Below are 22633 nucleotides of genomic sequence, written 5' to 3' on the forward strand. Positions count from 1 at the left end.
CCGGTGGAGCGGATGATGCGCGACGCCAAGATCACCCAGATCTACGAGGGCACCAACCAGGTCCAGCGCATGGTCATGGCCCGCCAGCTCCTCAAGTAGCCCGTCCGCGGCTCCCGACGCCGGGGTGGCGGTCGCCGGTGACCGCCACCCGCCGGGCGGCGCTCAATCGTGGGAGACGGTGAGCATGACCTTGCCGTCCTTGGTCATGCGCGGGCGGAGCGTGATGCCGTTGAAGCTCGTGCTCGTGTTGGAGCGGTCCGCGTCCACGGTGGTGATGGCCTGCGAGGTGTGGGTGCGGATGGCGAAGGTCACGCGCGTGCCGTTGACCTTGACCTTGATCGGCTTCACCCCGTACTTGTCGTCGAGGGTGATCTCCTGCCCGTCGGTGATCTCGACCTTGCAGTCCGCGTCAAGGCATTCCTCCAGGGCGGCGTCGTCCTTGCCGGGCGACGCCGTGGCGGACGGGGACGCGGACGGTGAAGGCGCGGCGTCGGACGGGGCCGGCGGCGGTGCGGCGAGCGCGGCGGTGATGCCGCCGGCGAGGGTCAGCGTGGCGGCGGCCGTGGTGAGCAGGGTGAGAATCCTGGTCGACATTCTGTGGACTCCTGACGGGTGACTACTCTCTGTCACCTGCCTTGTTACCCACGGTATTCGATCAAGAACGTGCGGTCACCGTTGTTCGTCGACGATGAGCGTCTGCATCACCCGGCCGAACTCGCCCGAGGCGTCGGCGAGCGTCGCGTGGCACAGGGCGCTGCCGCCCGGGCTCGCATCCAGGGACGCGTCCATGCACAGCCACTCGCCGGCCGGGTCGCGGTGCAGCGCGACGGTCAGGTCCGTGTTGATGATCATCCACTTGGCGAGGTCGAGCTGGCTGCCGACGCCGGACGCGCTGTCGGCCAGCGTCAGGGCGCGCACCAGCGGTGTGTCGGACTCGCCGGGGACCAGCGGGACGCGGGGGCGTGCCCAGGTCGTGCCGGGACCCGGCTGCCCGAAGGCCCCGCGGACGAGGCGCCACTCCATCGCGGAGAGGTAGCCGCCCGTGTGGACGCCCGGCCACTCCGGGAACGGCGGCGTCGTGCCGGGGAGGGGCGGAGGGGCGGGTGCGTGGACGACGGGTTCCAGGTGGGACGGCGCCGCCATGATCCGCCAGGCGGTGGCGCGGACGACGGGACGCCCCTCGTGCGTCATCTCCGCTTCGAGGAGCGTGATCCGCTTGCCGGGGCGGACGACGCGGACGGTGATGTCCAGCACCGCCACGGGGACGGGGCTGAGGAGCTCGACCGTGACCCGTGCGACCCGGGTGCCGGGGACGGGGTCGTGCCGTTCGAAGGCCCGTCCGATCAGGCCCGAGACCGGCCCGCCGTGCTGGAACCCCGGCGACCACGGCCCGGCCGTGGCGGGGGTGCTGGCGAACCGCCCGTCGCCGAGCGGCTCGTAGAACGCCTCGGCGGGCGCGTCCTCGGTCATGCGGCTCCCTCCAAATCTAGAACAGCATTCTAGACATGGTCAGCCGCAGAGTTTCTGCGTGGCGGTGTCGGTGTCGATGCCCGAGCGGGGCGACGGCGATCCGCTCGGCGCCGCCACCTCGACCTTCTTCACGCCGTCCCAGTTCGCGCCGACCATGACCTGCACCTTCGACCCGAGCGAGGACACCTTTTTCAGCTTGGCGTCCGGAATCGCGGCGGCCAGGGTCTTGGCGGCGTCCGCGCCGTCCGGCCCGTACTGGATCTGGGTCTTCTGGAGGCCGGTCCGCGCCACGCCCGGGGGGACGGTCACGTCGAAGCCCAGCTCCTCCAGTTGCGCGCCCGCCTTCGTCGCCAGGCCCCGCGTGCCGATCGCGTTCAGGACGCGGACGGAGATGTCCTCCGGCGGCACCGTCAGCTCGTTCCCGGGCTTCTGGGACGGCGTGGCGCTCGGCTTCCCGGTCCGCTCGGCCAGTGGCTCGTCCTTGCGGATCTTGGCGAACAGGTCGCGCGCCTTGCCCTGATCCCACTGGACGGTCGACTGCGCGGACGGCGAGTTCCACAGGACGGCCTGGTGGTCGGGGTTGGAGAGGGGGACCTTCGCGAACGTCAGGTCGTCGGTCGACAGGTCCTTCATCTGGTCGGCGAGTTCCGGCAGGTTGTCGGCGAGTTCGGGATCGACGCGCAGCGACTTCAGCGCCGCGTTCAGGAACTTCGTCGACTTGACGGGGTCGCCGAGCGTCTTCGTCGACAGCGCCTGCTTCAGCATCGACGCCATGAACTGCTGCTGCCGGTCGATGCGGCCGAGGTCGCTGCCGCCCGTCAGCGAGTAGCGGGCGCGGGCGAACGCCAGGGCCTTCATCCCGTCCACGTGCGACGTGCCCGCCGGGAGCCTCAGCCCGCTCTTGACGTCGCTGACCGGCTGCTCGGTGCACACGTCCACGCCGCCGAGCGCGTCCACCATGTGCACGAACCCGTAGAAGTTGACCTCGACGTAGTGGTCGATCGACAGGCCCGTCGCCCGCTTGATCGTGCTGACCGTGAGGTCGGGGCCGCCGAACTGGTACGCCCAGGTCAGCTTGCCCGGACGGGACGGAATCCGCGCCCCCTTCGCGCCCTCCGAGCCGTTCGACCTGTGCGCCGGGATCGTGACGTGGGAGTCGCGCGGCAGGCTCACGATCGACACGCTGTCGTGGTCGCGGGACACGTGCACCAGCAGCATCGTGTCCGAGCGCTCACCCTGCTGGTGCCCGAGCTTGGCGGCCTTCTGCTGCGCCCTGGTCAGCCCGTCGCGGCGGTCGACCCCCGCCACCAGGATCGTCATCGCGCCCTTCGGCCCGCCGCCCTCGCCGAGACCGCCGACCGACACCTTGTCGATCATGCCGGTCACATAGTTCTGGAACGCCCACGCGCCGCCCGAGGTGAGCAGCACGAACGCCGACATCGTCCCGGTGACCATCAGGAACCGCTTCTGCCGCCGCGCGCTCATCGCCGCCCGCGGGCTCAGCCCCCGGCCGGGGCGGCGGGGCCCGCGCGGGCTCTCCACCGGTACCCGCGGCGCCGGCATCCCGTCGACGGTCACGCCCTCGATGTCGCCGTCGCCGCCGTCGCCGGGCGCCGCGTGGGAGCCCGGACGGGGCCGGAAGTAGCGCTCCAGCGGATCGGCCTCCGGCCCGCCGGTGTCGCCGCGACCTGAGTCGTGCCCGTCTGCCATGCCGGCCGCCGCCTCCCGAGGACATCGTTCTGACGCGAGTCCACACCACTCTAAAGTGGGAACACCCGTCCGTTCGCTACCTGGACCTCGTGTCCTTGGAGTAACGTGGCGCCGTCTCGACCACACCCGGCCCTCGGCCGGAGAGCCCGCGAGCCCACCATGAATTCGTCTCCCCATGTCCAGCGCGCCACGAACCAGGAAACCCAGTACGCCGTGAAGCCCCGCTCCGACTCCGGTGAACGCACCTGGCCCGCCGTGTCGGTGGTGATGCCGGTCCTCAACGAGCAGCGCCACCTGACGGAGGCCGTACGCGGCATCCTCACCCAGGACTACCCGGGCGAGCTCGAACTCGTGCTCGCCATCGGGCCGTCCCGCGACAGCACCGAGGAGATCGCCCGCAGGCTCGCCGCCGAGGACCCGCGCGTCCTCGTCGTCGCGAACCCGACGGGACGCACTCCCCAGGGCCTCAACATCGCGATCAAGGCGTCGCAGTACTCGATCATCGTCCGGGTGGACGGGCACTCGCTGCTGCCGGACGACTATGTCCGCGCCGCCGTCGAGACGATGGAGGAGACCGGCGCCGACAACGTCGGCGGGATCATGGCGGCGGAGGGCATCACCCCGTTCGAGAAGGCCGTGGCGCGCGCGATGACGTCCAAGCTCGGCGTCGGCAACGCGCGCTTCCACACCGGCGGCGAGGCGGGCGAGGTCGAGACCGTCTACCTCGGGACGTTCCGCCGCAGCGCACTCGACCGCGTCGGCGGCTACGACGAGACGTTCGTCCGTGCGCAGGACTGGGAGATGAACCACCGCATCCGGGAGACCGGCGGCCGGGTGTTCTTCACCCCGCGGATGCGGGTCACCTACCGCCCGCGCCCCAACCTGCGGGCCCTCGCCAAGCAGTACTTCCACACCGGCCGCTGGCGGCGCGTCGTCGGCCGCGAGCACCAGGGCACCCTCAACCTGCGCTACCTCGCGCCGCCGATCGCCGTGGTCGCGATGACCGCGGGCGCGGTCGCCGGGGCGTTCGGATTCTGGCCGGGCTGGCTGCTGCCCGGCGGGTACGCGGCCGCGATGATCGCGGGCGCCGCCGTGGAGGGACGGGGGCTGCCGGTGTCGGCCTGGGTCCGCCTTCCGCTCGTGTTCGCCACCATGCATCTGACCTGGGGCGTCGGTTTCCTCACCAGCCCGCCGGGGCTCGGCCAGCCCACCCCGGTCAAACCCGGCCAGTCCGTCCACTGACGGACGAAAGCACAAAACCACCTGCGAACATGGGTGCGTACCCTCACGTCCGGGGGTTAGGTTTGGCGGGATCTCGCCCGCCACTGTTCGGAGGTCGCCATGTCCAGCGGAGCACGTCACGGCCTAGGCGTGGTGATCGGCCTCGTCATGACACCTGTCATCGCCGTGTGCCTGATGTACGGCACGAGCGAACTCGGCCGATACGCTCGGACGCTCGCCTTCGAGGGGAGCGGCCGATGGGTCGGCGCCGCCGTGCTGCTGGTCGCCGCCGTGCTCCTCGGGCTGGTGGCGGGCTCGCGGGTGTCGCCGGTCGCATCGCTCATCCCCGGCGCGGTCTACGCGGCCATCGGCCTGCTCTGGGTCGCGTCGCCACGCTGGGCGTTCGAGAACTTCGACCGGGACCTCTTCCCCGGGGACCTGTGGCTCGGGTACACACTGCTCGCCCCTTACGGCATCTTCCTGGTGATCGGCGTCGGGCTCCTGGTGGCGTCCCTGGCGCCGTCGCGGTGGAAGTCCCGGACCGCCGCCGGGGCCGCACCGCGTTTCGGCGGGCCGCCGCCCGCGCCGATGGGCCCGCCTCCCATGCACGGCGCCCAGGCGCCCATGGGGGCGCACCACACGCCGCAGGGTCCTCCCGCGCCGGGCCAGAACCCGCCGTGGCAGGGCGGCCCGCCCCAGGGCGGCGCACCCCACGGCGGCGCACCCCAGTACGGGCAGCCGTCCGCTCAGCCCGGCGCCTCCAACCCGCCTCCGCTGCCCGCCGCCCCTCCCGCGCCGGCGCCCGCGCCCGCCGACGACGGTCCCAAGCCGTCGTCCCGAAGCGACTCCGACGACGACAACCCGGGCGAGTGGACGCAGATGTACGGCGGCAACCGCCCGACGTGACCGTCCGGGTACCCGGCGTCCGTACCGTGGTCAGAGCGCGCCGAGGACGCCGGGGATGTCGTTGACCACCATCGCGTCGAAACCGGCGGCCGCGTAGGCAGGGGCCGTCTCCGCGGTGGGGCACCAGACGACGGCCTCAAGGCCCGCCTTGTGCGCGACGTCGACACAGTGCGCCAGGGGACGCAGCCGCGTGTCGGGGTGGTCGAGGCCGCACGAGCCCGTGTGCACGGCGACCACGTCCATCCCGAGGCCCGCCGCGGCCGGGACGGCGTTCCACAGCGGGTACCGCAGCCACGTCAGCAGGCCGAGCGGGACGCCGGGCAGCTCGTCCTTCAGGAACGTCAGCAGCGACGGGTCGAACGAGGTGACGAGCAGCCGGCGCCGCCGGGCCTCGCGCTTCAGCAGCGGGAGGAGCAGCGCGCCGGTGCGGCGGGACGGGGCGTCCACCGCGTCCTCCAGGACGGTCTTGACGTCGACGTCCACCGCGACGTCCGCCGGCAGCGCGTCGAAGATCTCCGTGAGGCGGGGTAGCCCGCTGGCCGCGGCGGCCAGGTCCACGATGTAGTGCCCGTCCGCGGTGGTGGGGTCGTGCCGCAGGACGAGGTCGTCGTCGGCGGTGCGCGTCACGTCGATCTCGATCCACGGCGTGCCCGGGGCACGGCGGCACGCGTCGACGGCTGCGAGCAGCGACGGCAGCGTGTTCTCGGCGACGGGCGACTCGGAGCCGGGCGGCGTCGGATCGCCCGAGCCGTAGCCGCGGTGGCCGATGATCGCGGGGGCGCTCTCGAAGACCGGGGTCCGCGCAGAGGTCAAGGGGTGTCTCCGGTGGCGAGGTGTTCGGCGACGACGACGTCGAGGGGCTGGGTGACCTTGAGGTTGCGTTCGCTGCCCGCGACCACCCGGATCGGGACGTCCGGCAGATAGCGGTGGACGATGCCGCAGTCGTCGGTGGCGCGCAGCCCCGGGTCGGCGAGGGCCAGCTCGTACGCCTTGCGGATCGTACCGAGCCGGAACCCCTGCGGAGTCTGGAACCGGACCATCGTCTCGCGCGGCGGCATGGACACGACCAGGCCGTCCTCGACGGCGACCATCGTGTCGGACGCGGGCAGCCCGACCGCGACGGCCTCGTGGGCGTCCAGTGCGTCCAGGACGCGGTCGATCACCGGGTGGTCCACGAAGGGGCGGGCCGCGTCGTGGAACAGCACCCGGACGTCGTCGGGGCGCCCGGCCAGGGTGCGCAGCGCGGCGGCCGTGGAGGCGGTGCGCGTGTCACCGCCCTCGATCACGGCGGTCGTCTTGCGGAACGGCGCGGCGGCCGCCGCGGCCTCCCGCAGATGCCCCGCCGCCATCACGACCACCACCTCGCCGATGCCCGGATGCGTGTCGAACGCGTCGATCGCATGCGCGAGGATCGGGCGCCCGCCGACGTCGATGAGCTGCTTGGGGCGTCCCGCGCCCATCCGCTCGCCCACCCCGCCCGCCAGCACCACCGCAACGGTCCGCGTCGCCATCTCACCTCGGTTGTCCACAACATTCGGTCATCGAGCCACTACGCTGTGCATCTGAACATGATGTTCCGACCGGCCGGAGGCCCCGATGGATCAGGCGCTCCGGTGTGACCGTCCGGACACGCTCAACGTACCGGACCACCCCGCGATCATCCGCCCGGACCGAGAGGCGGTCGAAGCCGTGGACGACGACGGCCTCATCGGCGCCCGCGTGGTGCGCCCGTGCGCGCCGTTCGTCGCCCGGTGGGCGGCCCGGCGCGGGCTCACGCCGGGCGCGGTCTCGGCGATCGCCCTGGCGGCCGCGGCGCTCGCCGCGGTGTGGTTCTCCGCCGGGACGCGCGGCGGGCTGGTCGCCGGGGCGCTGCTGCTGTGCGTCTCGCTCGTCCTCGGCCACGCGGGCAGGGGCGGTGCGGACGGCCTGCGCGCCGGCCGGGCGGGTCCGTCCGGCGGGCGCCCGGCCGCCGTCCTCGGCCGGGCCGAGGAGTACGCGGTGTACGCGGGGCTCGCCGCCGGGGCCGCGGCGTCCGGCGGGGGCCTGTGGTGGGCGGCGATCGGCGCGGCCGCGCTGCTGTCCGTCCGGCACACGATCGAGGCGTCGTTCGCCGCGAGCCGCACCCGGCCGCCCCGGTCGCCCCTGCCGGCACGCCGGGACGTCCTGCGGCGCGCCCGCAACAGCCTCGGGCTGCCGCTCGCCGAGCGGTTCGCGCTCATCTCGGTCACCGCCGCGTCCGCCGGTGCCCGGCCGGCGTTCGCCGTGCTTCTCGCCTGGGGGTCCGCCGCCACCGCCGTCACCCTGACCGAACGATCGAGGAGGTCGATCACATGACGGCCACGCCCGCGCCCGCCCGTACCGCGCCGGCCTACACCGTGCGGGCCTACCGCGACGACGGTCCCGCGTGCCGCGGCCTCGGCCGGATGGCGAGGGGACGGCTCCCGCCGCTGCCCGCCACCGCCGCCGCGGCGGCGTTGACGGCCGTCCTGCTGTTCCCGCGGGGCGACGGCGGCCCGCAGCCGGCGCTGTTCGCCCCGGTCATCGTCCTGCTCCTGGCGGGGCCGTGTTCCGCGCACCCGCACACCGGACGCCTGGACTGGCTCGTACCGCCCATGTCGCGCGGGATCGAGTATGGTTACCTCGCTGTGCTGGGGTTCGCGCAGGCGGTCCCGGCGCCGCTCGTCTACGTGCTGATCGCGGTTCTCGCGCTCCACCACTACGACATCGTGTACCGCACCCGCCACGGGTCCCGGCCACAGGAGTGGGTCCTGCGCGCCGGGCTCGGCTGGGAGGGCCGGATGCTGTTCGCGGCCGCCGCGGGCCTTTCCGGTCTGCTCCCGTTCGCGTACGCCGCGCTGGCCGCCTACCTTGGCGTGTTGTTCGGCGGCGAGAGCGTCGTCACGTGGGTGCGCAACAGCCGCGGGAGCGGCGTGATGGTCGACCTGAAGGAAGAGGAAGCATGATCGGCATGGTGCTGGCGGCAGGAGCGGGCAGGAGGCTGCGGCCGTACACCGACACCCTCCCCAAGGCCCTGGTCCCCGTGGACGGGGAGACCACCATCCTCGACATCGCCCTGGGCAACCTCGCCGAAGTCGGCCTGACCGACGTCGTCATCGTCGTCGGCTACCGCGCGGGCGCCGTCGAGGAGCGCAAGGCCGCCCTTGAGGCGCGGTACGGCGTGGACATCACGCTGGTCCACAACGACAAGGCCGAGGAGTGGAACAACGCCTACTCCATGTGGCTGGCTCGCGAGCACTTCTCCAAGGGCGTCCTCATGGTCAACGGCGACACGGTCCATCCGGTGAGCGTCGAGAAGACCCTATTGGCGAACCGCGGGCCGGACATCCTCCTGGCGGTGGACGACGTCAAAACTCTCGCCGACGAGGAGATGAAGGTCATTCTCGACGGCGACGGCCACCTGCGGACCATCACCAAGCTGATGGATCCGTCCACCGCGAACGGCGAGTACATCGGCGCCACCCTGATCGAGCCCGCCGCCGCCGGGCCGCTGGCCGACGCCCTCAAGACCACCTGGGAACGCGACCCCGACCTCTACTACGAGGACGGCTACCAGGAGCACGTGAACCGGGGCGGCCGCATCGGCGTCGCGCCCATCGGCGAGGTCGACTGGGTGGAGGTCGACAACCACGACGACCTGGAGAAGGCCCGGCGGATCGCCAAGGGCTACTAGGCCCCCGACAGCGCGGACGACGAGGAGGCTCATGCCCCTGCTGACGCGGATGCTGAACGCGCCGCTCTCCATCGATGTGCGGCGCGGTGCCGTCGCCGCCCTCGGCGACCTGCTCGCCGACAAGCGGATCGCCACCGAAGGGCGCGTGGCGATCGCGGTCGGGCCCGGCCAGGGCGACCAGATCGCCGAACAGGTCCGGCCGTCCCTGTCGGCCTGCGAGGTGTACCGCGTCGCGGACGGCACCGTGGACGCCGCCGTCGACCTCGCCGCCAAGCTGCGCGCCGGGTCGTACGAGGCCGTCGTCGGCATCGGCGGCGGCCGGACGATCGACGCCACCAAGTACGCGGCGACGCTGTCGGGCATCCCGATGGTGTCGGTCGCCACGAACCTGTCCCACGACGGGATCTGCTCCCCGGTCGCCTCCCTCACGCACGAGAACGGCAAGGGCTCGTTCGGCGTCGTGATGCCCCTCGCGATGGTCGTCGACCTCGACTACGTGCACGCCGCGCCGCCGCGCCTCGTCCGCGCCGGGGTGGGGGACGTGCTGAGCAACTTCTCCGCCGTGGACGACTGGCTGCTCGCCGCGGAGCAGTGCGGCGAGCGGGTCGACCGGATGGCGCTCACCGTCGCCCGGACCGCCGCCGAGGCGCTGCTGCACCAGCCGGAGTCGATCGAGTCCGACCGGTTCCTGACCGTGCTGGCCGAGAGCCTGGTGCTGTCGGGGATGTCGATGGCCTTCGCGGGCGACTCCCGTCCCGCCAGCGGCGGCGAGCACGAGATCCTGCACGCCGTCGACCAGCTCTACCCGGACACCGCGCACCACGGTGAGCTGGCGGGGCTCGGCACCGCGTTCTGCTACCACCTGCGGGCCACCCGCCTCGGGCAGGGCGCCGGACGCCTCGACGAGATCCTCACGTGCCTCGCCCGGCACGGGCTGCCGCGCTTCCCCGGTGACGTCGGGCTGTCGGTCGACCAGTTCGCGGACGCCGTCCTGCACGCCCCGCGGACCCGGCCCGGCCGCTATACGATCTTGGAATACCTCGGCCTCGACAAGGGTGAGACCCTCAAGGCGGTGGAACAGTATGTCCAGGCCCATGGAGGCTGAGCTCCCCGGGCGGAGCCGATCCCCCGAGCCCCCAGGCGACGACGAGCGCCCGCACCGCAAAGGTGCCAAGGTCGCCGACGTCCGCCGGTACGGCCAGCCCCCCGGACTGAGAGACCGGCGCAACGAGGAGCACTGGGCCGGCCGCCTCTACATGCGCGACCTGTCCCCGTACTTCGGCTGGATCGCGCTGCGCCTCGGGTTCAGCCCCAACCAGCTCACCTACCTGATGATGGCGAGCGGCGTCCTCGCCGGCGTCGTGGTGTCGCTGCCCGCGTCCGGTACCGGCGCGCTGTGGACGGCGCTCGGCGGCGCCGTGCTCATCCAGGTCTACCTGCTGCTCGACTGCGTGGACGGCGAGGTCGCCCGCTACCTGCGGCAGACCTCGGTGGCCGGGGTGTTCCTCGACCGGATCGGCCACTACCTGTCGGAGATCGCGCTGCTCATCGGCCTCGGCTTCGCCGCCCAGGGCGGCTGGGAGAGCGGCGGCTGGGTGGAGCTCGGCCTCGTCGCCGCGCTCGGCGCCGCGCTGATCAAGGCGGAGACCGACAACGTCGTCGTCGCGCGGGCCAAGTCGGGCCTGCCCGCCGACCCCACCGGCGGCGACCGCGCACTGCGTCCCCGCTCCACCAAGATCGCGCTCGCCCGGCAGGCGGTGTCGATGCTGCGCTTCCACCGCATCATCGGCGCGGTCGAGCTGTCCCTGCTGATCCTCGCGGCCGCGGTGGTCGACACGGTCCTCGGCACCGAGACGCCGGCCGCGACCCGCGTCCTCATGGCCGCGGTCGCCGCCGTCGCGGTCGTCCAGACGCTGCTGCACCTGGTCAGCATCCTCGCCTCCCGGAGGCTGAAGTGACCGCCGACCTCGACGAGGAAGCCGTGGACCCGCGAGAACAGTCCTCCCGCGCGGACGGGGGCGTCGCGCTCAGCGTCGTGGTCCTGACCATGGGCAATCGTCCCGCGGAACTGGCCCGCGCGGTGCGCAGCGCCTTCGAGCAGGAACACGTCGCCGTCGAGGTCGTCCTCGTCGGCAACGGCGTCGCGGGCGACTGGCTGCCCGGCGACGACCCCGTCTTCGACGACGAGCGCGTGACGCTCCTGCGCCTGCCGGGCAACGTCGGGATCCCCGCCGGCCGCAACCGCGGCGTGGCGGCGTCCTCCGGCGACGTCATCCTCTTCCTCGACGACGACGGCTGGTACCGCTCCACCCGCCTCGGCGCGCACCTGCGTGACAGGTTCACCGCCGAACCCGACCTCGGTGTCGTCTCGTTCCGCGTCCGCGACCCCGAGGGCGGACGCGGCGAACGCCGCCACGTCCCCCGGCTGCGCGCCGGCGACCCCGAACGCTCCTCCGCCGTCACCACGTTCCTCGGCGGCGCCTGCGCCGTCCGCCGCGCCGCGTTCGACGCCGGCGGCGGCCTCCCCGAGGACTTCTTCTACGCCCACGAGGAGACCGACCTCGCCTGGCAGATCCTCAACGCCGGGTACCGCATCGTCTACGACGCGGCCGCGGTCATGTTCCACCCCGCCGTCCTGCCCACGCGGCACGACATGTTCTACCGCTACAACGCCCGCAACCGCGTGTGGCTGGCCCGCCGCAACCTGCCGTGGCCGCTCGCCCTCACCTACCTCGCCGTGTGGGTCGCCATGACCGTCCTCCGCGAGCGCAGGCCGAGCGCCCTCAAGCCGTGGTTCAAGGGCTTCGCGGAAGGCTGGCGCAAACCCGCGGGCCCCCGCCGCCCCATCTCGTGGCGCACCGCCTGGCGCATGACGAGAACGGGCCGCCCGCCGATCATCTAGGCCCGGCCGCCCGTCACCCGGGCACCGCTCGTCATCGGGGCGTCGTCACGGCGGCGAGGATGAGATGCGCCAGTTCGGCGGCGATGTCGTCCAGCGGGATGTCCTGGTCGCGGGCGGACCAGTGGTGGACGAGGTTGTTGACGGCGCCGATGACGGCGATCATGGTGAGGTGGTAGTCGCGGTCGATGGCCTCGCCGCGCTCGACGGCCTCGCGGGCCATCGCGACCAGGGACTCCTCCCACCGGGCGCGCCTGCGCAGCCGGTGCCGCTCCAGGTCGGTGCTCACCCCGATGATCTCGACGAACGCGATGCGGGCCCAGCGCGGGTCGCTGGCGGTGACGGTGACGAACGCGCGCACGGCGCTTTCGACGCGGGCCGGCAGGTCCGCGTCCGCCGCCTCGGCGTAGGCGGCGGTGAGGGCCTGCGCGGCGCGCTCGTTGATGTCGTGGTGCAGCGCGGCGAGCAGTTCCTCGCGTCCGGAGAACTCCTCGTAGAAGTTGCGGGTCGACACGCTCGCCGTCGCGCACAGCCGTTCGATGGAGGTGGCCGCGTAGCCGCGGGTACCGAACAGTTCGAGCCCGGCGGCCAGCAGGCGCTCCCGTCGTTCGGCGCGGCGCTCCTCGGCCGTGCGGCCGCCGTAGCTGCGTCTGGGCGCGGGATTTCGGCCGGTCATCGCTCTCCGTCCACCCGTGCGAATGGGGCAGCGTTAGCCTAACCCGCGCGTCCGGCCACTTTTCACGCGTTCAGCCGGTGAGGAGAGTGTCGCGCCATTCGGGGTCGGTGGTGAGGACGGTCAGGCGCTGCGTCGCGCGGGACACGGCGACGTAGAGGACGCGCAGGCCGCGCGGGGACTGGGCGGCGATGGTCTCCGGCGCCACGATCACCGCGGCGTCGAACTCCAGGCCCTTCGCGTCGAGGACGTCCAGCACCTGGACGCGTTCGGGCAGGTCGGCGGCGAGGCGCTCGCGGTCGGCGGCGGTCCAGGCGGGTCCGCCGGGCACCGGGTTCGCGGCGGGGGCCGCGGGGGCGTGGAACGCGGGATCGTCGAACAGGGACTCCTGGCCGTCCGGCATGTCCGGCGTGTCCGCGGGCCGCGGCTCCTCCAGCGGCAGCGGGACGATGAGGCCGATGGTGCCCTCCACCTGTCCGAGCAGTTCCTCGGCCGCCTCCCACGCGGCGGTGACGCCGAGGCCGGGGACGACGCGGACGACCGGGTCGATGCCGGAGGTGCGGACGGCGCGGGCCGGGCGGGCGTCGGGCAGCGCCACCGCGAGCACCCGCGCGGACACGGCGGCGATCTCGGTGGAGTTGCGGTAGTTCGTGGTGAGCTCGTACTCGTGCCGGGTCCGGGGGGTCGCCGGGGCGGGCTTGCGGGTGCGGCGGCGGCCCCGCGCCGATCCCCGGGACGAGCCCGGGGACGCGGGCCGTTCGCCGCCGAGCGCGGCCTCCATGGCCTCCCGGGCGGCGTCGAGGTCCTCCCAGGCGCTCTGGGCGGGGTCCTCCACGATCGTCCAGCTGGCCTGGCGTCCGCGGCGGCCCAGCATCCGCCACTGCATGGGGGAGAGGTCCTGTGCCTCGTCCACGACGATGTGCGCGTACTCGGGACGCTCCTCCACCACGCCGTCGTCCACGCGCCGGGACCGCTCAAGCCGCTCGATCGACGTGGTGAGCTCCTGCATCTCGGGCTCCCACGTCTCGTCCACCACATCCTCGCCGGTGAGGATGTTGACGCCGTCCACGACGAACGGGTCGTCCTCGGACGGGGCCCTGCGGCGGCGGGACGGGCGGGGCGGGGAACCGAGCAGCGCGTCGAGCTCGTCGAGCAGCGCGACGTCCTGGTAGCTGAGGGGCGAGCCGTCCCCCGCCCAGGACTCGGCGAGCGGGGCGATGTCGGCGTGGCCGAGGTCGCGGCCGGCGGCGCGGCGCAGCCGGTCGGGGTCGCCGAGCGAGCGCAGCACGTCCAGCGGGCGGCGGAGCGGCCACCACGCGACGAGGAAGTCGGTGAACGTGCGCTGCTCGCGGACCCGGGCGTCGAACTGGTCGCGTTTCGGGTCGCCGCCGTTCCCGCGGCTCCCGCGTGCCGGCTCCTCGTCGATCGAGGCGAGGCCGTCCGCGGCGAGGATCGCGTTCCACAGGCCCGCTTCGGCGCCCTCCGCCTCCTCGGCCGCCTCCGGGCCCCCGACGTCGTTGAAACGCTCCCAGAGGGCGTCTAGGAGGAGTTCGGCGGCCCGGCCGCGCGCGGCGTTGACGCTGCCCCGGCTGCGCCGGTGGACCTCGCTCCTGATCCGGTCGAGGCGGCCCCGGTCCAGCGCCACGACGACGCCCTTGAACACCACGCGCAGCTCGTCCGGGGCGCCGGGCGCGTGGTCGGTCACGGCGCGCCTCAGCACCGTCGCCATCGTGCCGGCGCCCTTGACCCGGGCGACCCGCGGCGCGTCGTGCACGGTCGCGGTGACGCCGTCGACGAGGTCGCCGAGCGAGCGCAGTGCCGCCGAGCCCTCGCCGAGCGACGGCAGCACCCGCTCGATGTAGGCGGTGAACCGGCGGTTCGGGCCGATGACCAGCACGCCGCGGGAACCGAACCGCCGCCGGTGCCGGAACAGCAGGTACGCGACGCGGTGCAGGGCGACGGCCGTCTTGCCGGTGCCGGGGGCGCCGCGCACCAGGACGGTCCCGTCGGCGGGCGCGCGGATCACCTCGTCCTGCTCCCGCTGGATCGTCGCGACGATGTCGCGCATCTCGCCCTCGCGGGTGCGGGCGAGCGAGGCCAGGAACGCGCCGTCGCCGACGATCGTCATCCCGTCGGCCGCGTCCGGGTCGAGCAGGTCGTCCTCCAGGTCGACGACCGTGTGCCCGCGCGAGTGCAGGACGCGGCGGCGGACGACGCCGCGCGGGTCCTCGGGGGTGGCGCGGTAGAAGTCCTCGGCGGCGGGCGCCCGCCAGTCGATCACCAGGGAGTCGTGTTCGCTGGTCCGCACGCCGATGCGGCCGATGTAGCGGACCTCGCGGGAGGCCAGGTCGAGCCGGCCGAACACCAGCCCGTCGTCGGCGACGTCGAGGGCCTGGGCGCGCAGGGCGGCCTGGTGGACCATCGCGTCCCGGTCCACCAGCGAGCCCTTGGTGCCGGCGAGCGACTGGCGGTAGCCCTCCTGGATCATGGCCTGGGCGTCGGCGCGCATCTCCTCCAGGCGGGCGTAGGCGATGTCGACATGGCGCTGCTCGGCGGCGATCTCTTGATCCTTGACCGTGCCGCCGGGGCCGGTCGGCCGCCCGGTGACCTGGGACGACATGCAGGCTGCTCCTCGCACGTGTATCGCGCCCGGGGACGTCCCCCGGCGCCCCGAAGGGGCGAAAGAGACAGCTTATTCGGTCCGCCGGACCTTCAGCGTGGCCCGGACGTTCCGGCAGGTGAGCGGCGTGCCAGCCGGGACACCAGACCGCATGGGAACGCGCCGCCGCCCTCCGCGCGGACGTGCAGTTCCCCCTCGGGGCGGGCGAGCGACCGGTCGATCGCGTCGAGGACGAGCCGCGCCGGCGTATCGGCGGCGGCGCGGGTGCAGCGGAACGTCACGCCCCGCCCGCCGTGCTCCGCCCAGAGCGCTTCGGTGTAGGCCGCGACGGCCGCGGAGGCGGCGGCACCGGCCGACGCGCCGGGCACCGGCGCGGCCGGACAGAAGATCATTTCGCCGCGCCCGCGCTCCAGCATGCCGGGCAGCGTCGCCCGCACGACGTGGACGGCGCCGAGGACGCCGGTCCGCAGGACGCGCTCCACCTCGTCCAGGGGCTGCTCCAGCGCGGGCGCGACCGGCGCGATCATGGCGGTGTGGACGACCCGCTGCACGGGACCCGCCATCGTCACGACGTCCGCGACGGCCGCGGGGTCGGTGACGTCGCACGTCCGCACGTGCATGTTCGGGGAACGCAGCGCCGTGGCGGCCAGGCCGCCGCCGTCCGCGTCGACCGCGACGACGTCCCAGGCGGCCGCGGCCAGCCGCTGCGCCGCCAGCGCGCCGAGACCGCGCGCGGCACCCGTCACCAGCGCCGTCCGCCTCATCCGCGCACCTCCTCGGCGGCCTCGAAGGTCATCATGAGGTGCCCGACGGTGCTCGTGCTCAGCGCCCGCGCCCGGTCCAGGCCCAGCCCGCGCAGCTCCTCCGCCACCGGATGGTCGCCCAGGACGACCTTCGCCCCTCCCGGGCGCATCCGCACGTCGGACGGCGTGACCGTCCACGGCGTCCGGCGTGTGACACCGTCCATGCACGAGTACGCCTCGACGCTGGGCGTCCCGGAGCCGCTCGGCATCGGCGCGCCCGGCTTGACCGCCACCTCGATCGCCGTGCGGCCGCCGAGCCGCACGGCGCACCGCTTCACGCGTCCCGCCAGGTCCATGGGGATGTCGGCGAGCTCCTTCGGGAAACCCCAGATCGTCCGTCCGGCCTCCAGGGTGAACTCCTGGTTGACGGGCAGCCAGTGGATGAACGCCCCGATCCCCGCCATGCCGCCGCCGGTGAACGCGCGCAGCCTCCCGAGCGTCCCGGACGGCGGCGCCGACCCGGGCGGCCGGACCAGGAACGCGACGGCGAACTCGTGGTAGGGCCCGAGATCCCCGTCCGCGTACCGGACGAACGCCAGCGAGCAGACGGCCCTGCCCGGCAGCGGCTCGGCGACGTCGAGCCCGGAGTAGGCGATGACGGCCTGGGCCGCGTCCGCGGGCACGGCGAACATGGCGGACGCCACCGCGGCCTCGCGGATCCGGACCGGCAGATCGACCTGTTCCCCTTGGATCGCATGGGCGTGCACGGCACTTGTCACACCGCTTAGTAGAACAGGTTCTCGTTTTACTTCCAAGGACTGACGGCGGCCCGTCTCGTCAGCCCTTCTCGACGGCCGTCCCGATGCGGTCAAGGGTGGCGCGCATCCCGCCCCGGTTGACGGCGGCGCGCCGGTCGGCGGGCACACCGGTGAAAAGCCTGCCGAGCAGCGAGACGAACGCGGCGCCCCGGCCGTCGCGCCGCAGGTCCTCCCAGTACTCGGTGAGCCGGGTCCGGGGCTCGGACGGGTCGTCCGCGATGTCCTCGATGCGGTAACCCCACAGCGCCACCGGCATCCCGAAGCTCGACACCCGGAACGCGAACGCCTCTCCCGGCACCGCGGCCGTCACCTGGCACGTCGTGAACCACACGCGCCAGCCGATCCGGTTGAACCCCACGAACCTCGTCCCCGGCGCGATGCTCCGCCCGCGCACCCACGCGGCGAACACCTCCGGGCTCCACTCGCGCATCCGCCGCGGATCGGCGACCGCGGCGTACACGGCCTCCGCCGTCGCCGCGACGGACACGCTCTCCTCGACCACCCACTCCCGTTCCATGACCGGATCCTCCCACTTCATGACCGTCCGGTCACAACAGGTGGGCGAATTGCCGCCGCCAGGACGCGTACCAGGTCCTGAACCACGGCTCCGTCTCGGCGAGCGGGACGATGTAGGTGAGCGTCTCCGTGTAGTAGCGGCGCTGGAAGTCCGGCGGCATCCGGTCGAGGGTCTGGACGTTGCTCGCGCGGTCGGCGAGCTTCACCAGCACGGCCTCGCGCGGGGCGTCCCGGAGGCGGCGCAGATAGGCGGACCTGGCGGCGCGCTTCGCCTGGCGGCCGGTACCGGCGGCGGGCGGCTTGGTCACCCAGTCGACCAGTTCGGTCACCTCGGGGCCGAACTCGGCCTCAACATCGGCGAGGGTGGCCGGGGTGTCCTCGACGACGTCGTGCAGCAGCGCGGCGGACAGGATCGCCGGGTCGGTCACGCCGGGGCCGCGGGTCAGCACCTCCAGGGCCTCCAGCAGATGCACGATGTACGGGTCGCCGGTCGGGCGCAGCTGGTCGCCGTGCCAGCGCCGGGCGGCCTCCGCGGCCCTGCCGAGGCCGTCCAGGTCGATCTCGCCGCCGATCTTCCCGGCGGCGAGGCCCGCCCTGGCCTCGTCCCAGGTTCGCCAGTGGGTGAAGACCTCCACGGTTCCTCCGTTCAGTCGCGCGGACGCCACGCACAGGGCAAGGTGGATGTCGTCCTTTAGGGCAGTGAAAGCACACAGGCACGGTACGCGGAAGGAGGGGGCACGGTCGTGGGCGAAAGCCGGCAGCGCCCCGGTGGCCGGCCGGAGTCCGTGGGCGGGGTCCGGGTGGCCCTCGGCCTGATCTCCGGGGTGGTGGCCATCGCCCTCGTCGCCGTGCTCGTCGACAGATTCGTCCTCGGCGCGGAATGGTGGCAGGTCCGGCATACGGTGACCGCCGATCCCGTCACACCGCAGCGTGAGGTGGGCCCGCCGCCCGGTCCGCTCACGGTGAGCTGGGAGCACACGACCCGGACGCACCACGGGTCCGTCGCCGGCTACGACGGAGTCGCCTACGCGGTTGCGCAGGGCCAGGTGGTGACGGCGTCCGGGCACGGGCTGGAGGTCCGGGACGCGCGGACCGGCACGGGCCGCTGGAGCTACCGCCGCTCCGGGTGGACGATGCTCGGCTGGGCGTCCACGCGGTCCCGGCTGTTCGGCTACTTCGAGAGGGACGGCGACCGCGGCGACCGGCTGATCATCGCGTTCGACGCGCTGTCGGGCGGTCTGCTGTGGCGGCGCGAGGGGCTGCGTCCCGCCGCCGTCTCCCGGACGACGCTGCAGTGGCCCGCCGGTTCGGACGTCGTGTTCACCACCGACGACGAGCGCCGGACGCTGTTCGGCGTCTCGGCGGCGACGGGCAATCAGGTGTGGCGGCTGCCGCTGCCGCGCGGCTGCCTGCTGCTGGAGGGCGGCGCGCGGCCGTCCGCCGCACGGGAGGATCTCGCGGCGCTGGCCCTGGACTGCGCCGGCGAGGAGCGGCACAGCCGGCTGCTGGCCGTCGAGCCGGGCAAGGGCGCCGTCCGCTGGGACCGGCGGCTCGGCTCGAAGGAGTCACCCGAGGTGTCGATCCTCGACGGCGTGACGCTGGCCTCGGACGGGACGGCGCTGCGCGCGTTCGACGCCGACGGCGAGCAGTTCGCCGTCTGGGAGGGCGACGGGGTGTGCGGCGACACCATGTGCCCGGGAGTGCTGAGGTCGGGACGGCTCGTGATCGTCTACCACCCGGACGGCGCGAAGCGGGGCGAGACCTGGATGGAGGCGGTACGGGTGCCGTCCGGCAAGGTCGAGTGGCGGCGCGAGTCCCCGGCGTACGCGGCGCTCGCGGAGGCGGGCGGCGACGTGTACGCGCTGCGTCCCCGGCTGTCGGGTCGGCTGCTGCCGGCGGCCGTCGACATCGTCGAGCCCGGCGACGGGCACACCACGACCGCGCCCGCGCCGATCTCGATGAACCCCGACCTGCCCGGTCCGCGGCCGTGGCTGGCGGCGGCGGGCGGGCTGCTGTACGCGGCCGTCCCGCAGGCGGCGCCGCGTCCGGACGGCGCCGCGCGGCTCGTCGCGCTCCGCGGCGGGCTCGCGGGCACCGGCCCGGCGGAGCTGGGCGGGGTACCGGAGGCGGACTGGCCGGACGCCTGCACACTGCTGGAGAAGCCCGACCTGGTCGCGGCGCGCGTGGCCGGCCACGTCGACGAGCCCGCCGACGCGGCCGCCGGCCCGGTCCGGCTGCCGCGCCCGGTGTCCTGCAGGTACGAGCCGCCGGAAGAGGACGAGGACGCCGGGGACGGGGACGGCGACGGGGACACCGGGTCCGGCGGCGACCCGGAGGGCGAGGAGCCGAAGCGGTCGAAGCCGGCCACCCCGCGACCGACCGGCCCCGAACCGACCGGCCCCGAACCGACCGGCCCCGAACCGACCGGCCCCGAACCGACCTCATCCAGGACGGCCGGACCCGAATCGGCCGGACCCCGGCCGACCGGGGCGGAGTCCGCCGGGTCGAGGTCCCCGACGGCGGATCCCGGCGAGGGCGGCGATCCGGTGCGGACCGTGGGCGGCTTCACCGTCAGCGTCCGCTGGGTGGCCAGGACCGATCATGAGGCGTCGCAGATGCTGGACGCCCTCCAGGCCACGCAGGCGAAGGCCCGCAAACGCCGCGACATCGGCGCGGACGAGGCGTACGAGATCGGCCCGGCCGCCGGCATGATCGCCCTGCGCGTCGGCCGGTACGTCGTGGTGGTCGAGGCCGACCGCCCGCCGGGCGTCGCCGCCCGCCTGGCCCGCTCCGTCGCCTACCGCCTGCACAACCCGTCCTGACGTGCTGCTGCCCGGCGGCGCCGGGGCTCAGTACTCGGGGACGGGCTCGGGCTCGGGCAGGGGTTCCGGGACCGTGGCGGGGGAGCGGCCCGCCCACGCTTCGAGCTGGGCGACGAAACGCTCGGCGTGGACGGGCCAGTGGAACCGCTCGCGGGCGGCCCGGTGGCCGCGCTCGCCGAGGCCGGCACGCATCTCCGGGTCGTCGCGCAGCCGGAGCACGGCCTTGGCGGCGGCCTCCGGGTCCCCGAACGGGACGATCAGCCCGCAGTCCGCGGGTTCGACGATGTCCACGGCGGGCGGGTTCGGCGTGGTGATGACGGGGATGCCGCGGGCCATGTACTCCACGACCTTGGTCGGCATCGAGTGCCGGTAGTTGGGCTCGTCGTGCAGCAGCGCCAGCCCCGCCATGGCGCCCTCGGCGATGCGCAGCGCCCGGTCGTTGGGGACGAACCCGTACCAGCGCAGGGTCCCCTCGCGCTGCGCGCCCCGGAGCGCGTCCTTGATGTCGGCGTCGGCGGCCCCGATCAGTTCGACCAGGACGCCCTCGGCGGCCAGCGTCCCGGCCATCTCGATCATGTCGAGGGCGCCGCGCGCCCGGGACAGCTGCCCGACGTAGACGGCGCGCCGGCCGTCCGGCCGTCCGGGCGGCACGTCGGAGACGTAGGTGGTGTTGGGCACGACGGGATGTTCGTCGCGGAACCGGGCCCGGTAGCCCTCCTCGGCGAGCAGCAGACGGTGCCGCCGTTCGCTGCGCCGCTCCAGGCGGTGGACGGCGGGTCGGAGCAGGGGACGCGCCGGCGCGGGCACCCAGCCCTTGGCGCTGAGGGCGGCGGCGGTGTCCTCGTGGACGTCCCACACGACGGTCCGCGCCCGCACCTCGCGGGGGAGGGACACCAGCAGTTCGGGGTCGTGCAGGAGGATCACGTCGGCGTAGGCGGCGTGTTCGGTGAGGGCCCGGTGGGCGGCGCGCAGGGCCCGGAGGCGGCGCCGCCCGGTGGCGCGCGGAACGTCCACCGGGCTGATCTCCCGCCACGGCGTCGCATTACATGCCCGAAATGGCGCAATATATGTGACTTCGTGGCCGGCATCGAGCAGCGCGCGTATCTGCCGGTGCAGAATGCGCGCGTCCTCGGGATGGTGCACCACCGTGCAAACGCAGACCCGCATTACTCTCACTCCGGTCCGAATCAATGCCTACGGCCGAGTCTCGGTTGCTCATGGAAATTGCCGATGAATTCCCGCTGTCCCCGACATGGACGCCGCCAGGCGATTCATCCCTGTCAGAGAAGTTCGACGGTGTCCTGCTGGGTGTTGCGGGTCCGGCCGCGGGTGTCGAAGAGCAGGCGGGCGTGCCGTGTCAGCGTCGCCGCGTCGTAGGCGGCGTGGCCGGCCAGGACGATCGCCAGGTCGGCCGCCTCCAGCGCGGCCCGCAGATCGTCGCCCGCGTTCGCGACCTCGGTCCCGTCGACCTGCCAGGACGAGACGTGCGGGTCGTGGAACGACAGATCGGCACCGAGCCGTGCCAGCCGCCGGGCCACCGGGCGGGCCGGGGACTCGCGCTGGTCGGCGATGTCGGCCTTGTAGGTGACGCCGAGGAGCAGCACCCGGGCGCCCTTCAGTGCGCGTCCCTCGCGGTTGAGGAGTTGCTGCGCGCGTTCCACCACGTACCGCGGCATCCGGTCGTTGATCTCCTGGGCCAGCTCCACGAACCGGAACGGATAGCCCAGCGAGCGGACCTTGTACGACAGGTAGTTCGGGTCGATCGGTATGCAGTGCCCGCCGACGCCGGGACCCGGCCGGAACGCCTGGAACCCGAACGGCTTGGTGGCCGCGCAGTCGATCGCGTCCCACAGGTCGATGCCGAGCTCGTTGCAGAACACCGCCATCTCGTTGACCAGCGCGATGTTGACGTGCCGGTAGGTGTTCTCCAGCAGCTTGGCCATCTCCGCCTCGCGGGTGCCCTTGGCCTGCACGACCCGGTCGACGAACTTGCCGTAGAACGCCGCCGCCGCCGACGCGCACGCCGGGCCGAGCCCGCCGACGATCTTCGGTGTGTTGCGCACCCCGTAGACCGGGTTGCCCGGGTCGATCCGCTCCGGCGAGAACGCCAGATGGAACTCGTCCCCGGCGACCAGGCCGGACGTCTCCAGGATCGGCCGGACGACCTCCTCGGTGGTACCGGGGTACGTGGTCGACTCCAGCACGACCAGCATCCCCGGCTCCAGGTGCCGGGCGACCGTCTCGGCCGCGCCGCGCACCGCGGTGAGGTCGGGACCGCCCTCGGGCGACAGCGGCGTCGGCACGCAGATGACCACGGTGCGGGCGCCGTCCAGGATGTCCTCCTGCAGGCTCGGGACGAACCCGGCCTCCAGCATCTCCTCCATGTCGGCCGGCGAGACGTCGTCGATGTGCGACAGCCCGGCCTTGAGCCCGGCGACGACGCGCGCGTCGCGGTCGAGGCCGCCGACCCGCAGGCCGGCCCGGACGGCCTCCCGCACGAGCGGCAGTCCCACGTAGCCGAGTCCGATGACCACCAGATCCACG

General features: G+C 73.6%; 23 protein-coding genes. 10 read left to right on the top strand and 13 right to left on the bottom strand.

The features are described 5' to 3' along the window. The coding region (locus ACGFK0_RS32355; RefSeq protein ID WP_392912127.1) for an acyl-CoA dehydrogenase family protein at positions 1–99 on the top strand (99 nt) is incomplete at its 5' end. 63 nt (positions 100–162) lie between these two features. Here ACGFK0_RS32355 and ACGFK0_RS32360 read toward each other — a convergent pair. The 3 genes from ACGFK0_RS32360 to ACGFK0_RS32370 all read right to left on the bottom strand — a co-directional run bounded on the left by ACGFK0_RS32360 (position 163) and on the right by ACGFK0_RS32370 (position 3180). Continuing rightward, positions 163–594, bottom strand: a complete 432-nt coding sequence (locus tag ACGFK0_RS32360; RefSeq protein WP_392911829.1) for a hypothetical protein — start codon at positions 592–594, stop codon at positions 163–165. A gap of 75 nt (positions 595–669) precedes the next feature. After that, positions 670–1470, bottom strand: coding sequence for a thioesterase family protein (locus ACGFK0_RS32365; RefSeq protein ID WP_392911831.1), 801 nt, complete (start codon positions 1468–1470; stop codon positions 670–672). A gap of 39 nt (positions 1471–1509) precedes the next feature. Then, positions 1510–3180, bottom strand: coding sequence for an LCP family protein (locus ACGFK0_RS32370; RefSeq protein ID WP_392911833.1), 1671 nt, complete (start codon positions 3178–3180; stop codon positions 1510–1512). A gap of 159 nt (positions 3181–3339) precedes the next feature. Here ACGFK0_RS32370 and ACGFK0_RS32375 point away from each other — a divergent pair, with 159 nt between their 5' ends. Both ACGFK0_RS32375 and ACGFK0_RS32380 read left to right on the top strand, forming a co-directional pair. Further along, complete coding sequence (locus ACGFK0_RS32375) at positions 3340–4422, top strand: glycosyltransferase family 2 protein (protein ID WP_392911835.1); 1083 nt, start codon at positions 3340–3342, stop codon at positions 4420–4422. Positions 4423–4521: 99 nt separating this feature from the next. Then, on the top strand, positions 4522–5307 hold the full coding sequence (locus tag ACGFK0_RS32380; RefSeq protein ID WP_392911838.1) for a hypothetical protein: 786 nt from the start codon (positions 4522–4524) through the stop codon (positions 5305–5307). Between the two features lie 30 nt (positions 5308–5337). On the opposite strand, the gene ACGFK0_RS32385 is transcribed toward ACGFK0_RS32380, so the two are convergent. Further along, positions 5338–6120, bottom strand: a complete 783-nt coding sequence (locus ACGFK0_RS32385) for a glycerophosphodiester phosphodiesterase (RefSeq protein WP_392911840.1) — start codon at positions 6118–6120, stop codon at positions 5338–5340. Further along, positions 6117–6818 (bottom strand): 2-C-methyl-D-erythritol 4-phosphate cytidylyltransferase, encoded by a 702-nt coding sequence (gene ispD, locus ACGFK0_RS32390; protein ID WP_392911842.1) that lies wholly within the window; start codon positions 6816–6818, stop codon positions 6117–6119. The genes ACGFK0_RS32385 and ispD overlap by 4 nt, the downstream gene beginning before the upstream one ends. 85 nt (positions 6819–6903) lie before the next feature. Between ispD and ACGFK0_RS32395 the strand changes: the two genes are divergently transcribed. From ACGFK0_RS32395 to ACGFK0_RS32420, 6 genes are all read left to right on the top strand, one after another. After that, positions 6904–7641, top strand: a complete 738-nt coding sequence (locus ACGFK0_RS32395; RefSeq protein WP_392911844.1) for a hypothetical protein — start codon at positions 6904–6906, stop codon at positions 7639–7641. Continuing rightward, complete coding sequence (locus tag ACGFK0_RS32400) at positions 7638–8270, top strand: DUF5941 domain-containing protein (RefSeq protein ID WP_392911847.1); 633 nt, start codon at positions 7638–7640, stop codon at positions 8268–8270. The genes ACGFK0_RS32395 and ACGFK0_RS32400 overlap by 4 nt, the downstream gene beginning before the upstream one ends. Further along, entirely contained in the window at positions 8267–8998 is a 732-nt protein-coding gene (locus tag ACGFK0_RS32405; RefSeq protein WP_392911849.1) for a sugar phosphate nucleotidyltransferase, read from the top strand. The genes ACGFK0_RS32400 and ACGFK0_RS32405 overlap by 4 nt, the downstream gene beginning before the upstream one ends. A 49-nt stretch (positions 8999–9047) precedes the next feature. Beyond that, positions 9048–10103, top strand: a complete 1056-nt coding sequence (locus ACGFK0_RS32410; protein ID WP_392912129.1) for an iron-containing alcohol dehydrogenase family protein — start codon at positions 9048–9050, stop codon at positions 10101–10103. After that, entirely contained in the window at positions 10093–10956 is an 864-nt protein-coding gene (locus tag ACGFK0_RS32415; protein ID WP_392911851.1) for a CDP-alcohol phosphatidyltransferase family protein, read from the top strand. The genes ACGFK0_RS32410 and ACGFK0_RS32415 overlap by 11 nt, the downstream gene beginning before the upstream one ends. A gap of 89 nt (positions 10957–11045) precedes the next feature. Next, on the top strand, positions 11046–11900 hold the full coding sequence (locus ACGFK0_RS32420; protein ID WP_392912132.1) for a glycosyltransferase family 2 protein: 855 nt from the start codon (positions 11046–11048) through the stop codon (positions 11898–11900). Positions 11901–11931: 31 nt separating this feature from the next. On the opposite strand, the gene ACGFK0_RS32425 is transcribed toward ACGFK0_RS32420, so the two are convergent. The 6 genes from ACGFK0_RS32425 to ACGFK0_RS32450 form a co-directional block, all read right to left on the bottom strand. Beyond that, positions 11932–12573 carry a TetR/AcrR family transcriptional regulator gene (locus ACGFK0_RS32425; protein ID WP_392911853.1) on the bottom strand — a complete coding sequence of 214 codons (642 nt, stop codon included), beginning with the start codon at positions 12571–12573 and terminating at the stop codon, positions 11932–11934. Positions 12574–12643: 70 nt separating this feature from the next. Next, positions 12644–15190: a HelD family protein gene (locus ACGFK0_RS32430; protein WP_392911855.1), complete on the bottom strand. Its 2547-nt coding sequence runs from the start codon at positions 15188–15190 to the stop codon at positions 12644–12646. Positions 15191–15282: 92 nt separating this feature from the next. After that, complete coding sequence (locus ACGFK0_RS32435; RefSeq protein ID WP_392911857.1) at positions 15283–15954, bottom strand: SDR family NAD(P)-dependent oxidoreductase; 672 nt, start codon at positions 15952–15954, stop codon at positions 15283–15285. Beyond that, positions 15951–16712: an acetoacetate decarboxylase family protein gene (locus ACGFK0_RS32440; protein ID WP_392911859.1), complete on the bottom strand. Its 762-nt coding sequence runs from the start codon at positions 16710–16712 to the stop codon at positions 15951–15953. The genes ACGFK0_RS32435 and ACGFK0_RS32440 overlap by 4 nt, the downstream gene beginning before the upstream one ends. 58 nt (positions 16713–16770) lie before the next feature. Further along, positions 16771–17268, bottom strand: a complete 498-nt coding sequence (locus ACGFK0_RS32445; RefSeq protein ID WP_392911861.1) for an SRPBCC family protein — start codon at positions 17266–17268, stop codon at positions 16771–16773. Positions 17269–17299: 31 nt separating this feature from the next. Continuing rightward, positions 17300–17902: an HD domain-containing protein gene (locus tag ACGFK0_RS32450; protein ID WP_392911863.1), complete on the bottom strand. Its 603-nt coding sequence runs from the start codon at positions 17900–17902 to the stop codon at positions 17300–17302. A gap of 108 nt (positions 17903–18010) precedes the next feature. Between ACGFK0_RS32450 and ACGFK0_RS32455 the strand changes: the two genes are divergently transcribed. Further along, complete coding sequence (locus ACGFK0_RS32455; RefSeq protein ID WP_392911865.1) at positions 18011–20089, top strand: PQQ-binding-like beta-propeller repeat protein; 2079 nt, start codon at positions 18011–18013, stop codon at positions 20087–20089. Between the two features lie 27 nt (positions 20090–20116). Here the strand turns inward: ACGFK0_RS32455 and ACGFK0_RS32460 are convergent, their stop codons facing one another. After that, positions 20117–21256, bottom strand: a complete 1140-nt coding sequence (locus ACGFK0_RS32460; RefSeq protein WP_392911867.1) for a glycosyltransferase family 4 protein — start codon at positions 21254–21256, stop codon at positions 20117–20119. A gap of 113 nt (positions 21257–21369) precedes the next feature. Beyond that, a complete protein-coding gene (locus tag ACGFK0_RS32465; protein WP_392911869.1) occupies positions 21370–22632 on the bottom strand; it encodes a nucleotide sugar dehydrogenase in 1263 nt (420 codons plus the stop codon). Position 22633 lies beyond the last annotated feature (1 nt).

It is taken from the genome of Spirillospora sp. NPDC048823, from assembly GCF_043198445.1.
In the GTDB taxonomy this organism is placed as follows: domain Bacteria; phylum Actinomycetota; class Actinomycetes; order Streptosporangiales; family Streptosporangiaceae; genus Spirillospora.

Bases quoted from the DNA above. Each gene is read 5' to 3' on its own strand.
- ACGFK0_RS32415 (WP_392911851.1), top strand. From the start codon at position 10,093: ATGGAGGCTGAGCTCCCCGGGCGGAGCCGATCCCCCGAGCCCCCAGGC.
- ispD (WP_392911842.1), bottom strand. From the start codon at position 6,818: ATGGCGACGCGGACCGTTGCGGTGGTGCTGGCGGGCGGGGTGGGCGAG.
- ACGFK0_RS32395 (WP_392911844.1), top strand. From the start codon at position 6,904: ATGGATCAGGCGCTCCGGTGTGACCGTCCGGACACGCTCAACGTACCG.
- ACGFK0_RS32430 (WP_392911855.1), bottom strand. From the start codon at position 15,190: ATGTCGTCCCAGGTCACCGGGCGGCCGACCGGCCCCGGCGGCACGGTC.
- ACGFK0_RS32460 (WP_392911867.1), bottom strand. From the start codon at position 21,256: ATGCGGGTCTGCGTTTGCACGGTGGTGCACCATCCCGAGGACGCGCGC.
- ACGFK0_RS32360 (WP_392911829.1), bottom strand. From the start codon at position 594: ATGTCGACCAGGATTCTCACCCTGCTCACCACGGCCGCCGCCACGCTG.
- ACGFK0_RS32405 (WP_392911849.1), top strand. From the start codon at position 8,267: ATGATCGGCATGGTGCTGGCGGCAGGAGCGGGCAGGAGGCTGCGGCCG.
- ACGFK0_RS32425 (WP_392911853.1), bottom strand. From the start codon at position 12,573: ATGACCGGCCGAAATCCCGCGCCCAGACGCAGCTACGGCGGCCGCACG.
- ACGFK0_RS32435 (WP_392911857.1), bottom strand. From the start codon at position 15,954: ATGAGGCGGACGGCGCTGGTGACGGGTGCCGCGCGCGGTCTCGGCGCG.
- ACGFK0_RS32400 (WP_392911847.1), top strand. From the start codon at position 7,638: ATGACGGCCACGCCCGCGCCCGCCCGTACCGCGCCGGCCTACACCGTG.
- ACGFK0_RS32370 (WP_392911833.1), bottom strand. From the start codon at position 3,180: ATGGCAGACGGGCACGACTCAGGTCGCGGCGACACCGGCGGGCCGGAG.
- ACGFK0_RS32445 (WP_392911861.1), bottom strand. From the start codon at position 17,268: ATGGAACGGGAGTGGGTGGTCGAGGAGAGCGTGTCCGTCGCGGCGACG.
- ACGFK0_RS32420 (WP_392912132.1), top strand. From the start codon at position 11,046: ATGGGCAATCGTCCCGCGGAACTGGCCCGCGCGGTGCGCAGCGCCTTC.
- ACGFK0_RS32380 (WP_392911838.1), top strand. From the start codon at position 4,522: ATGTCCAGCGGAGCACGTCACGGCCTAGGCGTGGTGATCGGCCTCGTC.
- ACGFK0_RS32410 (WP_392912129.1), top strand. From the start codon at position 9,048: ATGCTGAACGCGCCGCTCTCCATCGATGTGCGGCGCGGTGCCGTCGCC.
- ACGFK0_RS32365 (WP_392911831.1), bottom strand. From the start codon at position 1,470: ATGACCGAGGACGCGCCCGCCGAGGCGTTCTACGAGCCGCTCGGCGAC.
- ACGFK0_RS32375 (WP_392911835.1), top strand. From the start codon at position 3,340: ATGAATTCGTCTCCCCATGTCCAGCGCGCCACGAACCAGGAAACCCAG.